This window comes from Vibrio sp. T11.5 (assembly GCF_027587155.1).
Classification (GTDB): Bacteria; Pseudomonadota; Gammaproteobacteria; order Enterobacterales; family Vibrionaceae; genus Vibrio; species Vibrio neptunius.
Genome location: NZ_JAPPTP010000029.1, coordinates 25,053 through 38,085, shown reverse-complemented (window position 1 = coordinate 38,085; position 13,033 = coordinate 25,053). Strand labels below are relative to the sequence as shown.

At 45.6% G+C, this 13,033-nt stretch carries 15 protein-coding genes; 11 read left to right on the top strand and 4 right to left on the bottom strand.

The genetic code is table 11. The features are described 5' to 3' along the window. The first annotated feature begins 1 nt into the window (after position 1). From pilO to OH455_RS20380, 11 genes are all read left to right on the top strand, one after another. A complete protein-coding gene (gene pilO, locus OH455_RS20430) occupies positions 2-583 on the top strand; it encodes a type 4a pilus biogenesis protein PilO (protein ID WP_269982636.1) in 582 nt (193 codons plus the stop codon). Next, a complete protein-coding gene (locus OH455_RS20425) occupies positions 573-1,061 on the top strand; it encodes a pilus assembly protein PilP (RefSeq protein ID WP_269982635.1) in 489 nt (162 codons plus the stop codon). Before pilO ends, OH455_RS20425 begins: the two co-directional genes overlap by 11 nt. Positions 1,062-1,070: 9 nt before the next feature. After that, positions 1,071-2,411, top strand: a complete 1,341-nt coding sequence (locus OH455_RS20420; protein ID WP_269982634.1) for a type IV pilus secretin PilQ — start codon at positions 1,071-1,073, stop codon at positions 2,409-2,411. Between the two features lie 161 nt (positions 2,412-2,572). Further along, positions 2,573-3,091, top strand: coding sequence for a shikimate kinase AroK (aroK, locus tag OH455_RS20415; RefSeq protein WP_045977771.1), 519 nt, complete (start codon positions 2,573-2,575; stop codon positions 3,089-3,091). 31 nt (positions 3,092-3,122) lie between these two features. Next, positions 3,123-4,211 (top strand): 3-dehydroquinate synthase, encoded by a 1,089-nt coding sequence (gene aroB, locus OH455_RS20410; protein ID WP_269982633.1) that lies wholly within the window; start codon positions 3,123-3,125, stop codon positions 4,209-4,211. 41 nt (positions 4,212-4,252) lie between these two features. Further along, on the top strand, positions 4,253-5,746 hold the full coding sequence (locus OH455_RS20405) for an SPOR domain-containing protein (protein ID WP_269982632.1): 1,494 nt from the start codon (positions 4,253-4,255) through the stop codon (positions 5,744-5,746). A gap of 69 nt (positions 5,747-5,815) precedes the next feature. Next, complete coding sequence (locus tag OH455_RS20400; RefSeq protein WP_045977754.1) at positions 5,816-6,643, top strand: Dam family site-specific DNA-(adenine-N6)-methyltransferase; 828 nt, start codon at positions 5,816-5,818, stop codon at positions 6,641-6,643. 102 nt (positions 6,644-6,745) lie between these two features. Beyond that, a complete protein-coding gene (gene rpe, locus OH455_RS20395) occupies positions 6,746-7,417 on the top strand; it encodes a ribulose-phosphate 3-epimerase (RefSeq protein WP_045977753.1) in 672 nt (223 codons plus the stop codon). Positions 7,418-7,421: 4 nt separating this feature from the next. Continuing rightward, the gene (locus OH455_RS20390; protein WP_269982631.1) at positions 7,422-8,102 is read left to right on the top strand and encodes a phosphoglycolate phosphatase; all 681 of its coding nucleotides are present in this window, start codon (positions 7,422-7,424) and stop codon (positions 8,100-8,102) included. Between the two features lie 113 nt (positions 8,103-8,215). Next, positions 8,216-9,253 (top strand): tryptophan--tRNA ligase, encoded by a 1,038-nt coding sequence (trpS, locus tag OH455_RS20385; RefSeq protein ID WP_206371753.1) that lies wholly within the window; start codon positions 8,216-8,218, stop codon positions 9,251-9,253. Positions 9,254-9,349: 96 nt separating this feature from the next. Continuing rightward, positions 9,350-9,691 (top strand): hypothetical protein, encoded by a 342-nt coding sequence (locus OH455_RS20380; protein WP_269982630.1) that lies wholly within the window; start codon positions 9,350-9,352, stop codon positions 9,689-9,691. Here OH455_RS20380 and trmL read toward each other — a convergent pair. From trmL to OH455_RS20360, 4 genes are all read right to left on the bottom strand, one after another. Beyond that, a complete protein-coding gene (trmL, locus tag OH455_RS20375; RefSeq protein ID WP_045977750.1) occupies positions 9,642-10,118 on the bottom strand; it encodes a tRNA (uridine(34)/cytosine(34)/5-carboxymethylaminomethyluridine(34)-2'-O)-methyltransferase TrmL in 477 nt (158 codons plus the stop codon). The genes OH455_RS20380 and trmL overlap by 50 nt on opposite strands. An 85-nt stretch (positions 10,119-10,203) precedes the next feature. Further along, positions 10,204-10,821 carry a superoxide dismutase gene (locus tag OH455_RS20370; RefSeq protein WP_269982629.1) on the bottom strand — a complete coding sequence of 206 codons (618 nt, stop codon included), beginning with the start codon at positions 10,819-10,821 and terminating at the stop codon, positions 10,204-10,206. A 73-nt stretch (positions 10,822-10,894) separates the two neighbouring features. Then, positions 10,895-12,280, bottom strand: a complete 1,386-nt coding sequence (gene cpxA / locus OH455_RS20365; protein ID WP_269982628.1) for an envelope stress sensor histidine kinase CpxA — start codon at positions 12,278-12,280, stop codon at positions 10,895-10,897. Beyond that, positions 12,280-12,966, bottom strand: coding sequence for a response regulator (locus tag OH455_RS20360; protein ID WP_269982627.1), 687 nt, complete (start codon positions 12,964-12,966; stop codon positions 12,280-12,282). The genes cpxA and OH455_RS20360 overlap by 1 nt, the downstream gene beginning before the upstream one ends. Between the last annotated feature and the right edge of the window lie 67 nt (positions 12,967-13,033).

Genomic DNA, 13,033 nt, shown 5'->3' with positions numbered 1-13,033 from the left:
TATGCGCGATATTGATTTAGACTCTCTAGCTAGTTTGCCCAGAGTAAAGCAATGTGGATTGTTTAGCGTTTCTATGCTGATTCTATTGGCGTTCGGCTATGTCACTGTGTGGAGACCGACGTTGTCAAACCTGAGCTTTTTGCTAGCAAAAGAGCAACAACTGCAAACCATGCTAGAGCAAAAACAGCAAAGAGTTTTATTGCTCGCATCGCACCAGACAGAGCTTGATCAACTAGCAGAAGTGAGGGTGCAGATACAGGAGCAAATGGTACAGTCTGCCAGTATCACGGAGGTGTTGAGCCTTCTTAATCGAATGGCTCAACAGCATTCGCTGTTGATGGAGCGTATTGTTCAGAGCACTAGCCAATCCACAGGCTCCTTTTTGCAATCATCGCTACAGTTTGAGCTTTTAGGCCAATATCAGCAGATTGCTTCCTTCTTTCACGCAGTGGCGATATTGCCTGACTCTCTATATTTCGATGAGTTGCACTGGCGCCGAGCCGAGGTCGACAGTACGACATTGATTTTGACAGGTGAGGTGTACCTCTTGCAGTCTCTGGATGAGGGCGACAGTGCGAACTAAGCAATTGGTGTTTCTGCTCATCGCTTTGAGTGGTTGTAAAGCCAATCAGAATCCTTTGGTCTTATCAGAGGCAAGGCAATCATCTGTGGCATCCTCAAAAAAGCCTGGTCCACATCTTCTCTCTGTTCCGCAAAATGCCAGCTTATCAATGAGTCGAGACCCTTTTTCGTTACCCGCTATTTCAAAGGCCTTGGGTGGTAACTCTTCACAGTGCGACGAAAGGACTGGCATTGTGGCTGACAACCAGTCAACAGCCAACCCTCAACTTCGTTTAGCAGGAATCATGACGATACGAGGAGAACATGCCGCACTGATTGAACTACCAAACGGTTCACTAATCACCAAGACGAGAGGTCAGTCTGTTGCCAATAACAGATTGATTACGGACATTAGTACAGATGCGTTGGAACTTCGTGAGTCTGTGCTGGATGGCGTTGGATGTGTTGTTTACAGAAACATCAAACTGGTGATCAATTAGGTAACAACGATGAAGAGATATTGTCTAGTGACTTTCGGTTTCGTCTTGCTCTCTACCTGCGTAGATGCTCGCATTGCCTCGTCAGAGCGTTCTGAAGAACTACCTCAGTCAGAGACGCTATCTGTTAACTTTCAGGATATTTCTGTTCGCAGGGTCCTGCAGCAAATTGCTGACTACAATGACTTCAATTTAGTGGTTTCTGATGCTGTGACGGGCAACATGACACTGAGGTTGAAGAATGTCCCCTGGTCTCAGTTGCTGGATATTATTCTGCATGTGGAAGGCCTTGAAAAGCATATAAAGGGTAATGTGCTTATTGTGGCACCAGCGGCTGAAATCGCTCAGCTTCAGCAGCTGGAGCAAGATGCAATGCTGCCGGAACTCTTACCTTTGAACTCAGAAATGGTCCCACTGCGTTTTGCCAAAGCAGCAGATATTGCGGCGATACTCGGTAAACAGGCGGAAACCAGCATGCTCTCTGAGCGTGGTTCTATTTCAATTGATTCCAGAACGAATAGCCTCCTGATTCGCGATGTTGTGAGCAATATTCAGGCGATAAAGTCGATCATTGAGGAATTAGATGTACCAGTGAAGCAAGTGGAAATTGAAGCTCGAATTGTCAGCTTCAATGAAGGAGACTTACAGGAGTTAGGAGTGCTTTGGGGAGGTGGTAACCGCTCTGTTGAAGAGGTAAGAGAAGGCAATCTTGCTGGCCTCCAGTTGTATGGGGATAGCGGAGTATCATTGGATGATTTGCTACGCACGAATATAAATAACACTTCGCTATCGACAACGGCTTTTCAAGTAGCAAAACTGGGCAGTGAAACGCTTTTAGATCTTGAATTGTCAGCACTGCAAAGAGAATCGAGAGCTGAGGTTATATCTAGTCCACGCTTGATCACGACCAATAAGCAGCCTGCTTATATTGAGCAGGGAACGGACATCCCTTATTTAGAGGCTTCTTCAAGTGGCGCAACCAGTGTCAGTTTTAAAAAAGCAGTCTTGAGCTTGAAAGTGACGCCACATATCACGGTCGATAATCGCCTAATCTTAGATCTCAATGTTACACAAGATAGGCCAGGAGAAGTGGTGAAAACAGGTACGGGAGAAGCCGTAGCGATAGATAGACAACGTATAGGAACTCAAGTATTGGTCAATAACGGTGAAACGATTGTTCTCGGGGGAATTTATCAGCACAGCATGACAGATACTGTCGATCAGGTTCCCGTTTTAGGTGATATTCCTGTATTAGGTGCACTTTTTCGACGAAATTATCAGAAAATGCGCAAAAGTGAGTTGCTGATTTTTGTCACGCCAAAAGTGGTGGTTCCTGAATCAATCAACAGATAGATAAAAATAAATTTGCATTAGTGTCACCTTATCTAGATAATTTCGGGTCTTATCACGAATTATCTGTGAGGAATAGGTGCTACAAGCATATCTGAAATCAGAAAAAACCTGATTTTCTTGTAGCGATGTCATTGAATTAACGTTGTAAATTAATGCTGAACATGGCTGAAAAACGCAATATTTTTCTTGTTGGCCCAATGGGAGCCGGCAAAAGTACAATTGGTAGACACCTGGCTCAACAACTTCATATGGAGTTTGTTGATTCGGATACAGTGATCGAAGAACGCACTGGCGCGGATATCGCGTGGGTATTTGATGTAGAAGGCGAAGAAGGTTTTCGTGTCCGTGAAGAAAAGGTGATCAACGACCTAACAGAAGAGCAAGGTATTGTTCTGGCGACAGGTGGTGGCTCTATCAAGAGTAGAGAAAACCGTAATCGTCTCTCTGCACGCGGTATCGTTGTTTATCTTGAAACCACAATCGAAAAGCAACTAGCACGCACCAATCGTGACAAGAAACGCCCTCTACTTCAGACGGACGATCCTCGTAACGTGCTGGAATCACTGGCAGGTGAACGCAACCCTCTTTACGAAGAAATTGCGGATTACACAGTGCGTACTGACGATCAAAGTGCAAAAGTGGTAGCCAACCAGATCGTAAAAATGCTAGAAGAACGTTAATACGTTAAATTTTAGCAACTGGAGAATACCCATGGAAAGGATTACGGTCAGTTTAGGTGAACGTAGCTATCCAATCTCAATTGGTGCCGGATTATTTAATGATCCGGCCCACCTTTCATTTTTATCAGCAAAACAAAAAGTTGTCGTGATTACTAATGTCACTGTAGCGCCGTTGTATGCAGATAAAATCTTATCTCTCCTTGAGCAAGTAGGCTGTGAAGCTTCCCTGCTTGAACTCCCTGATGGCGAACAGTATAAGTCGCTTGATACTTTCAACACCGTGATGAGTTATCTTCTCGAAGGTAATTTTGCACGCGATGTTGTTGTCATTGCTCTCGGTGGTGGTGTTATTGGCGATTTGGTGGGCTTTTCTGCTGCGTGTTATCAGCGTGGTGTTGATTTTGTCCAAGTCCCAACGACGCTATTGTCTCAAGTGGATTCTTCGGTGGGTGGCAAAACGGCCGTCAACCACATGTTGGGCAAGAATATGATTGGTGCTTTCTATCAGCCTAAATCAGTGATCATTGATACTGATTGCCTAGCGACATTGCCCCAAAGAGAGTTTGCGGCCGGTATGGCTGAAGTCATCAAGTACGGTATTATCTACGATTCGGACTTTTTTGTTTGGCTAGAAGATAACCTTAACAGGCTATACGAGCTTGATGAGCAGGCGCTGACCTATGCTATTGCGCGCTGCTGTCAAATTAAGGCAGAAGTGGTGGCTCAGGATGAAAAAGAGTCAGGTATTCGTGCATTACTGAACCTAGGTCATACATTTGGTCATGCGATTGAGGCTGAGTTAGGCTATGGTAAATGGCTGCATGGCGAAGCGGTTTCTTCTGGTACTGTAATGGCGGCCAAAACGGCTCAACTTCAGGGGCTTATCACCGATCAGCAAGTAGAAAGAATTCTCTCTATACTGAAGAGAGCACAATTGCCTGTGCATACACCAGATACGATGACTTTTGACGACTTCATGAAACACATGATGCGCGACAAAAAAGTGCTCTCTGGTGAACTGCGTTTAGTCTTACCAACCAGTATTGGTAGTGCAGAAGTAGTAAAGGGTGTGCCTGAGTCGGTCATCAAGCAAGCGATCGATTTTTGTCGCGATATCTGAGTTCTTTTCTTTAGACAGTGGGCTGTCATTAGGATGGTTAAATGAGTTTGACGCATGAATCCCGTGTGTTGGAGTTGGATTCTCAAGTGGAATTGCTTGAGCGTATGCAATTGCTGACTAACTTCGGTTCAAACTTAGTCACTGTTGGTGGAGCATCAGGAGCGGGTAAATCTTGGCTTGCTCAGCGCTACCTAGAAGCCTGGGCACCAGATAAAAACCAATCTCTCCTGATGTGTCATCCAAATCAGGACGCTCAACAACGCCGTACCATGATTCTAACTCAGCTCTTTTCTGAGCCGATGTACAATCCATCCGATCCATTAACGGAGAGTTTCGCTCGACAAATGCAAGGTGAGGGCTGTGATGTTGTCATTGTTATCGATGATGCGCACCTGTTGCAGGAGTCTTTCGTATCTGAATTATGGATGTTGGTTTTGGAGGCACAGGAAAACCCAGCGTGGACAATCAATGTGGTGTTGTTTGCACAGTCGAATAGCCTCGACGTGTTACTGACTCGACTCAGTTATGGGCAGGACCATAAGCCAATTGATCTAGAGATAGACACATTAAGCCAAGATGAAGCCGATCGATTCTTTGAGCATCTAGTGATTCGTTTTGTCGAAGATGAAAAAGAAAAACGCGTACGTAACGCATATCGAACTGTTGCCCGTCGACCGGGCGAGATTATGGCCTTAGGGGATCACAAAGTGGAAAAGAGGATTATTATCCGCTCAATCATTGGTTCACCAATCAACGTTGCCTTGCTAGTGGTGACACTGCTTGTATTTATTGGCGGTGGTTACTGGTGGATGATGAGTCAACCTTCACCGGATGAGCAAGCGCAGAAAATGGTCGACGCAATTGAGCAGACCGTAATTCCCACTTTACCTGAAGATTCCACAGCGGAAAGTACGTTGGCTGATGTTCAAGCGGAAGGCGATGTTGTGCTTTCTCCAGCAGAAGATGATTCTGAATCTCTACCACCAGCTGTGACAGAACAAACATCGAGCGTGGGCAACTCGGAAAGCGATCATCAACGTGTTGTTATCACTTCTGAAGTGGTGGATGCCTTACTGGATGGCAAACCAGAGAAAGCGGATACTACAGCCATCAAGCAAGTGGTCGAATCGCCTAGTGCTGAGCGAGAAAAAACAGCGACTCAGAGCTTGGTTTCAATAGATTCGGTTGATCAAACCGAAAGTCCTGCGCAGCCAGAAAAAACCATCGTGCAGTTTTCTTTCACTCGAGACGAACTAAAACGTTTTTCTCCGCGTAGCTATACTCTGCAGCTTGCAGCGGTTCGGTCACTGGAAGACGTGCAAGTTTTCCTAGATAAACACCGCTTGGCTGACAATGTGTATATCTATTCCACTGTGCGCAATGATGTCGAGTGGTTCATCATCACTTACCAAAACTATCCAACCATCCAGGTTGCTAGGGATGCAGTAGAAGCGTTGCCTGACGACTTGCAACAGTTGGATCCTTGGGCCAAATCACTTAGTCAGGTTCATCGAGAAATCGATCGAGTGAAATAACGCTGAGCTTAGCGGGAAAATATGTTACATTCCGCAGCCTTAATTTGTGGTTGATAGATAGAGCACTAGATGAAGAAGCAGCGTGCCTTCCTTAAATGGGCAGGTGGAAAATACGGACTTGTCGAAGATATCCAGCGATACTTGCCCGAAGGCCGTAAGCTGGTTGAACCGTTCGTTGGTGCTGGCTCCGTATTTCTCAATACTGACTACGAGCAGTATCTTCTCGCTGATATTAATCCTGATCTGATTAATCTCTATAACTTACTCAAAGAAAAGCCAGACGAATATATTTCTGAGGCCAAACGATGGTTCGTACCAGAGAACAATCGCAAAGAGGCTTACTTGTCTATTCGAGCTGAGTTTAATGGCACCGATGATGTGATGTATCGTTCGTTGGCATTTCTTTACATGAACCGTTTTGGGTTTAACGGTCTTTGTCGTTATAACAAGAAGGGTGGTTTCAACGTGCCTTTCGGTTCATACAAAAAGCCATATTTTCCTCAGGCTGAGCTAGAGTGCTTCGCTCAGAAAGCCAAGAAAGCGACGTTTGTATGCGAGAGTTATACTGATACTTTCAAGCGTGCTCGTAAAGGGAGTGTCGTTTATTGTGACCCGCCATATGCGCCGCTCTCAAATACCGCCAACTTTACCTCATACGCAGGTAATGGCTTTACTTTGGATGACCAAGCTGCCTTAGCCGATGTTGCCGAAAAGGCGGCTAAAGAGCGCAATATCCCTGTGTTGATATCCAACCATGATACGACGTTGACACGCCGTCTATACCATGGAGCTGAGCTCAATGTGGTCAAGGTTAAGCGTACAATCAGTCGCAATGGTGCTGGTCGTAACAAAGTAGACGAACTGTTGGCATTGTTTAAGCATCAAGACCATTGTTAACGACATTTCTCTTTTCTCAACTATCTTCTGGCGTTTAGCTTAGGTAGAATTGCGCTCAACGTATATTCAGTCGTTTTGCCCAATTTATTCTAGAGGTCAGGTATGAAAGATTTCCTTATCGCGCCATCGATTTTGTCTGCAGATATGGCTCGTCTAGGCGAAGACGTGGAAAAAGTACTCGCAGCCGGAGCCGATGTGGTTCATTTTGACGTAATGGATAACCACTACGTACCTAACCTGACTTTCGGTGCGCCTATTTGCCAGGCGTTGCGCGATTACGGTATTACTGCACCAATTGATGTTCACCTGATGGTGAAACCAGTCGATCGTATCATTCCAGACTTCGCCAAAGCGGGCGCATCGATGATCACTTTCCATATTGAAGCGTCTGAGCACGTAGACCGTACACTGCAATTGATCAAAGAGCATGGGTGTAAAGCCGGTGTAGTGTTAAACCCCGCGACACCGCTATCTCATCTGGAATTCATCATGGATAAGATTGATATGATCCTACTGATGTCAGTGAACCCTGGTTTTGGTGGGCAGTCTTTCATTCCTAAAACGTTAGATAAGTTGCGTGCCGTGCGTAAAATGATTGATGAGTCGGGGCGCGATATTCGTCTGGAAATAGATGGCGGCGTTAAGGTCGAAAATATCAAAGAGATAGCTGAAGCCGGTGCCGATATGTTTGTGGCTGGTTCCGCGATCTTCAACCAAGCCGACTACAAAGAAGTCATCGACCAAATGCGTGCTGAATTAGCAAAGGCAGAGTAATTTAATGAGCAATATTAAACTTATCGCGTTTGACTTGGATGGGACGTTATTGGATAGCGTGCCTGACCTAGCAGTGGCTGCCGACCAAGCTGTACAAGCACTCGGTTACCCGGCAGTAACAGAAGAGCAGGTGCGGGATTACGTCGGTAACGGCGCTGATGTACTTATTGGGCGTTCGCTGAGTCGCAGTCTAACAGTATCGCCCGACTTGGATCCAGAACTGCATGCCAAAGCTCGTGTTCTGTTTGATGACTATTACGAGCAAAGCGGACACAAGCTCAGCCACCTTTATCCTGCGGTTAAAGAAACCTTGGCAGAGTTACACAAATTGGGCTTTATTATGGCGCTGGTTACCAACAAACCTTCTAAGTTTGTGCCTGATGTTTTAGTTAAACACGGCATTGATAAGTATTTTGTTGATGTGATTGGTGGTGATACTTTCCCAGAAAAAAAACCCAACCCACTAGCATTGAATTGGCTGCTTGATAAGCATGGTTGTCAGCCACAAGAGATGCTGATGGTAGGTGACTCTAGCAACGATATCAAAGCGGCAAAAAATGCTGGCTGTCACTCGTTTGGTCTGACTTACGGTTACAATCATGGTGAACCAATTTCTCAGTCACAACCAGATTTTGTTGCAGACACCATCGCAGATCTAGTAGATGTTGTCGCGGTTTCCGCATAGTCATAACAAAAGATCTTCCAAAATACTTGTTAATGAGTACACTGAGTAAATCGTGTGGCCAGAACCCACACGGTTTTTTCATTTTTAGATAAGAAGTCAGAGGAACTATTCCCATGAGCAAACCCATTGTATTGAGTGGTGTTCAACCATCAGGTGAACTAAGTATCGGTAACTACTTGGGTGCTCTACGTCAATGGCAACAGATGCAAGACGATTACGATTGCCAATATTGTGTTGTAGACCTTCACGCGATCACGGTTCGGCAAGATCCGAAAGCGCTGCATGAAGCGACTCTAGACGCATTAGCAATCTGTTTGGCAGTTGGCGTTGATCCACAAAAGAGCACGCTATTTGTTCAGTCACACGTACCAGAGCATGCTCAACTTGGTTGGCTTCTTAACTGTTACACCCAAATGGGCGAGCTGAGCCGTATGACTCAGTTTAAAGATAAATCTGCTCGTTATTCGAAAGACAGCTCAAGCCAGTTTGGCGACGTGAACGTTGGCTTGTTCGACTACCCAGTGCTAATGGCAGCAGACATCCTGCTATACGGCGCACACCAAGTACCAGTGGGTAGTGACCAGAAACAGCACCTTGAGCTAGCTCGTGATATCGCTAATCGATTCAACAATATTTACTCGCCAGAACAGCCAATCTTCCAAGTACCAGAACCTTACATTCCGACTGTGAATGCACGTGTTATGAGTCTTCAGGACGCGACGAAGAAGATGTCAAAATCAGACGATAACCGTAAGAATGTTATTACCCTGCTTGAAGAGCCGAAATCGATCATCAAGAAGATAAACAAAGCTCAGACAGATGCAGAAACGCCACCACGCATTGCCCATGATTGGGACAACAAAGCGGGCATCTCTAATCTAATGGGTCTTTACTCGGCTGCAACAGGTAAGAGCTTTGAAGAGATCGAAGCGCAATACAAAGGCGTAGAGATGTACGGTCCATTTAAGAAAGAAGTTGGCGAAGCTGTTGTGGCTATGCTGGAGCCTATCCAAGCTGAATACCACCGTATCCGTGAGGATCGGGCTTATATGGACAGTGTGATGAAGCAAGGGGCCGAGAAAGCGTCTGCTCGCGCCGCAGAAACACTGAAAAAAGCGTATCAAGCTGTCGGTTTTGTTACTCGCCCGTAGGGGGAGGGCAGAACGGACTTCGTCCTATGGAACGCTGCGTTACTAGAAAACTAGATAGCTAGAGTTGTAAAAGCCGATGCAAGAGCATCGGCTTTTTTGATCGATTTGAAATGCTTTGCTTTGGATGACGGAGCGGGCTACGCCCTATGGAACGCTTTGCTTCGGGAAAGCGAAAAACAAACCGTTGACTCCTTAGGGCTGTGGAAAAACGCTAAGTTAGTTATCCAGTTATCCAGTTATCCAGTTATCCAGTTATCCAGTTATCCAGTTATCCAGTTATCCAGTTATCCAGTTATCCAGTTATCCGTAGGACGAAGTCCGTTCCCATATCCCGTTTCCCGCATCCCATATCCCATATCCCGCATCCCTAACGAAGCGTTCGCTTTGGCTACTGTGCGCCTTCAAATCCCATCTGGCGCCAAGCTTCAAAAGCAATAATGGCGACTGCGTTAGATAAGTTCAGGCTGCGAGCGTCCGGCATCATAGGAATGCGGATCCGCTGCGCCATCGGCATGCTTTCAATCAACTCAGCGGGCAGCCCCCGGGTTTCAGGGCCAAATAGCAGTACGTCACCTTTCTGGAAATTGGCATCAACGTGGTGCCCCGTGGTTTTTGTTGTGCAAGCGAAGATGCGATAGTTATCGCGCTCTCTTTCTAGATACTCGACAAAAGCCTGATAATTCTTATGACGAGTGACCCGTGCAAGGTCGTGATAGTCCAAGCCAGCGCGGCGTACTTTTTTCTCTTCTAGATCAAATCCTAGTGGCTCGATGAGATGCAAATTGGCACCGCAATTGGCACATAGGCGAATGATGTTACCTGTATTTGGGGCAATTTCAGGCTCATAGAGGGCGATATCGAACATAGCGTTAACTTCTTATCATTTGCTTGGAAGCTAAGCAGTATAAGGCGGCTTTCAAATGCCGCCAAGTATGAAGTAGTGCGTTTTTTTAAGCGTTTTGAGCTAACGCAATGGCATAGTTTTCACTGACAGCATCCCAGTTCACTACATTCCACCAAGCGTCAATGTATTCAGGTCGACGGTTTTGATAGCTAATGTAGTAAGCGTGTTCCCATACATCCAGGGCCAAAATAGGCTCACCTTGAACGCTCGCAACATCCATTAAAGGGTTGTCCTGATTGCTGGTGGATGCAATGTGTAGCTTGCCGTCTTGCACAACTAGCCAGGCAAAACCAGAACCAAATGTATTGATCGCTGCCTCAGAGAACAGAGATTTAAACTGTTCGAAGTTTCCGAAGGTGGCGTTGATTTGTTTAGCTAACTCACCAGTCGGCTCGCCACCGGCATCAGGGGCCATACAATTCCAGTAAAGGATATGGTTGTAGTAACCACCGCCATTGTTACGGACGGCGGGAGAATATTTGGAGATGTTGGCAAAGATATCTTTCAGTGAGGCATTTTCCAGTTCAGTCCCTTTGACCGCTGTTACAAACTTATCAAAATAAGTGCGGTGATGCTTACTGTAATGGACTTCCATGGTTTTGGCATCAATATAAGGTTCTAGTGAGTCGTAAGCGTAAGGCAACTCTGGGAAAGTATGAGACATAGTAAATCCTCCGTAATTGAAGGATTTACTTTAAATGATAATGAGATCTATTATCAACTGTATTTTTATAAGGTTATTTCTCTGGTGTCAGCGGCAGGATCACCTCTACGCGAAGCCCACCAAGCTGGCTGCGTAAAGCACGAATAGTTCCGCTGTGCTGGCGGATTGCGTTTTCGGTAATGGCCAACCCTAATCCCGTGCCTCCACTGTGACGATCTCGTGCGGTTGAAACGCGGTAAAAAGGTCGGAAAATCGCTTCGACTTCATGTTCAGGCACTCCTTCTCCATTGTCATCGACGGCAATAGTGAGTTGATCTGTCTGGACGTTGAGCGACACTTGAATAACATCTTTGCCATAGTAAATAGCATTGCGAACAATATTGTCTACAGCACTCATGAGCAATTTGGGGTTCCCTGAAATTGTGCGCTCAGGAATATCATCATAGCGGAATGATTTATTCATCTGTTCTGCTTCAAACTGGGCATCAGAAAGAATGGCCTCCCATAAGCTGATAATAGGTTGCTGCTCGCGTTCGACATGGCTATCGACCTGCATGCGTGACAGCTCTAACAATTCCCCAATCATCTGCTCCAGTCTTTGTGCTTCAGTGTCAATCCGAGTGAGCTCAGGGCTTTCTCCTTGTTTTCGAGCAGCAAGAGCGGTGGCCATTCGTAAGCGTGTTAATGGCGAGCGAAGCTCGTGTGAAATATCAGACAGTAAGCGTTGCTGACCTGAAATCATCTGGTTTACTGCCTCAACCATCTGGTTAAAACTTTTACCCGCTTGGCGAAATTCGGAGGTGCCTTTCTCTAGTTGTGGATCAACACTGAATTCTCCATTTGCTACGCGTTTAGCAGCGAGTTCTAGCTTTCTTGCTGGCTGGCTCAGCGCCCATGCAAGCCACAATAACAAAGGTGTACTGACCAGCATTACGGCAAGCAGTAACTGGAAAGGTTTATCAAACAGTCGAATGAGGAAAGGAGAGGGTTGATTCCATTTGACGCCTATGTACATCAACAGATCCTTCTGAGCCAGTGTGATTGGTAATGGCCCTGCAACCATGTAGTGTCCATAGAGTTTCTGTTTTGGATACTCAGGATCTTCGATACTGGTAATAAAATTTTGCACCGCTTTGAGCTTGAAGTCTTTACGATCGCGAGTGGTCAGAATATTGCCTTCTAGATCCGTTAAGACAAAGTGTGGGCGGGGATCTCTTGGAGGACGCTTACGCCCTTCTAAATAGAATATAATCCGGCGTAGATCTGTTTCGCCAGCAAAGCGCTGCTCGATCTTTGTCTTGGTTGCTAACAGCTTTTTGTAATGTTCTGCGGGTATATCTCTTGATTTTCTTGGGTCTAGATGAGGTAGAGACAACACAGCGATCAGAACGAGAAACATGGTAAACCAAAAAATGGCGAAGATACGTCCGTAGAGGCTAGTGATCTTAGGTAGACGCATTAATCTTCCTCAACTAATAAATAACCTCGCCCGCGCAAGGTTTTGATTCGTGATTTACCATCTTGACGGTCCGGTAGTTTTTTCCTCAGATTTGAAACATGCATATCTATGGCGCGGTCAAAAGCGGCTAGGCGTTTACCCAGAACATCTAAACTCAGAGTTTCTTTGGTCAAGGTTTCTCCTGGATGTTGGACGAAGTGACTAAGCAGCGCAAACTCCGTAGTGGTTAGCTCTAAGTATTGTTCCTGACAATACGCTTCCTGCTTACCGGGATAAATTTTGATGTCCTGATAATGAACACAGTCGCTATTTTTAGCCACGTTTTTTGTTTGCGTACGACGTAATATTGCGCGGATGCGGGCCAGCAGTTCACGATCGCTGAAAGGTTTTGGCAAGTAATCGTCGGCTCCGAGCTCTAATCCAATCACTCTATCTATTTCTTCACCTTTTGCTGTCAACATCAATACTGGAGTCTGCCAGTTTTCTCGTAGTCGTTTGAGGGTTTCCATACCGTTGAGTTTAGGCATCATGACATCCAGCAGAACTAAATCTATATCGTCACAAATCGCCGCAAGTCCTGCTTCTCCGTCATTGGCTTCAGATACATTGTAACCTTCGAACGTCAGTACTTCTTTAAGTAAACCAGTCAGTTCGGTGTCGTCGTCAATCAATAGGATATTTGTCATGGAATATATCTCTCAATCTTATCGGTTAAGCTAATATTACTGATTATTCGTTGAGAGCTTTAGTCTA

Coding starts and splice junctions, on each gene's coding strand:
- pilO (WP_269982636.1), top strand. CDS start 2: ATGCGCGATATTGATTTAGACTCTCTAGCTAGTTTGCCCAGAGTAAAG.
- OH455_RS20420 (WP_269982634.1), top strand. CDS start 1,071: ATGAAGAGATATTGTCTAGTGACTTTCGGTTTCGTCTTGCTCTCTACC.
- aroK (WP_045977771.1), top strand. CDS start 2,573: ATGGCTGAAAAACGCAATATTTTTCTTGTTGGCCCAATGGGAGCCGGC.
- aroB (WP_269982633.1), top strand. CDS start 3,123: ATGGAAAGGATTACGGTCAGTTTAGGTGAACGTAGCTATCCAATCTCA.
- OH455_RS20405 (WP_269982632.1), top strand. CDS start 4,253: ATGAGTTTGACGCATGAATCCCGTGTGTTGGAGTTGGATTCTCAAGTG.
- OH455_RS20400 (WP_045977754.1), top strand. CDS start 5,816: ATGAAGAAGCAGCGTGCCTTCCTTAAATGGGCAGGTGGAAAATACGGA.
- rpe (WP_045977753.1), top strand. CDS start 6,746: ATGAAAGATTTCCTTATCGCGCCATCGATTTTGTCTGCAGATATGGCT.
- OH455_RS20390 (WP_269982631.1), top strand. CDS start 7,422: ATGAGCAATATTAAACTTATCGCGTTTGACTTGGATGGGACGTTATTG.
- trpS (WP_206371753.1), top strand. CDS start 8,216: ATGAGCAAACCCATTGTATTGAGTGGTGTTCAACCATCAGGTGAACTA.
- trmL (WP_045977750.1), bottom strand. CDS start 10,118: ATGTTCGATATCGCCCTCTATGAGCCTGAAATTGCCCCAAATACAGGT.
- OH455_RS20370 (WP_269982629.1), bottom strand. CDS start 10,821: ATGTCTCATACTTTCCCAGAGTTGCCTTACGCTTACGACTCACTAGAA.
- cpxA (WP_269982628.1), bottom strand. CDS start 12,280: ATGCGTCTACCTAAGATCACTAGCCTCTACGGACGTATCTTCGCCATT.
- OH455_RS20360 (WP_269982627.1), bottom strand. CDS start 12,966: ATGACAAATATCCTATTGATTGACGACGACACCGAACTGACTGGTTTA.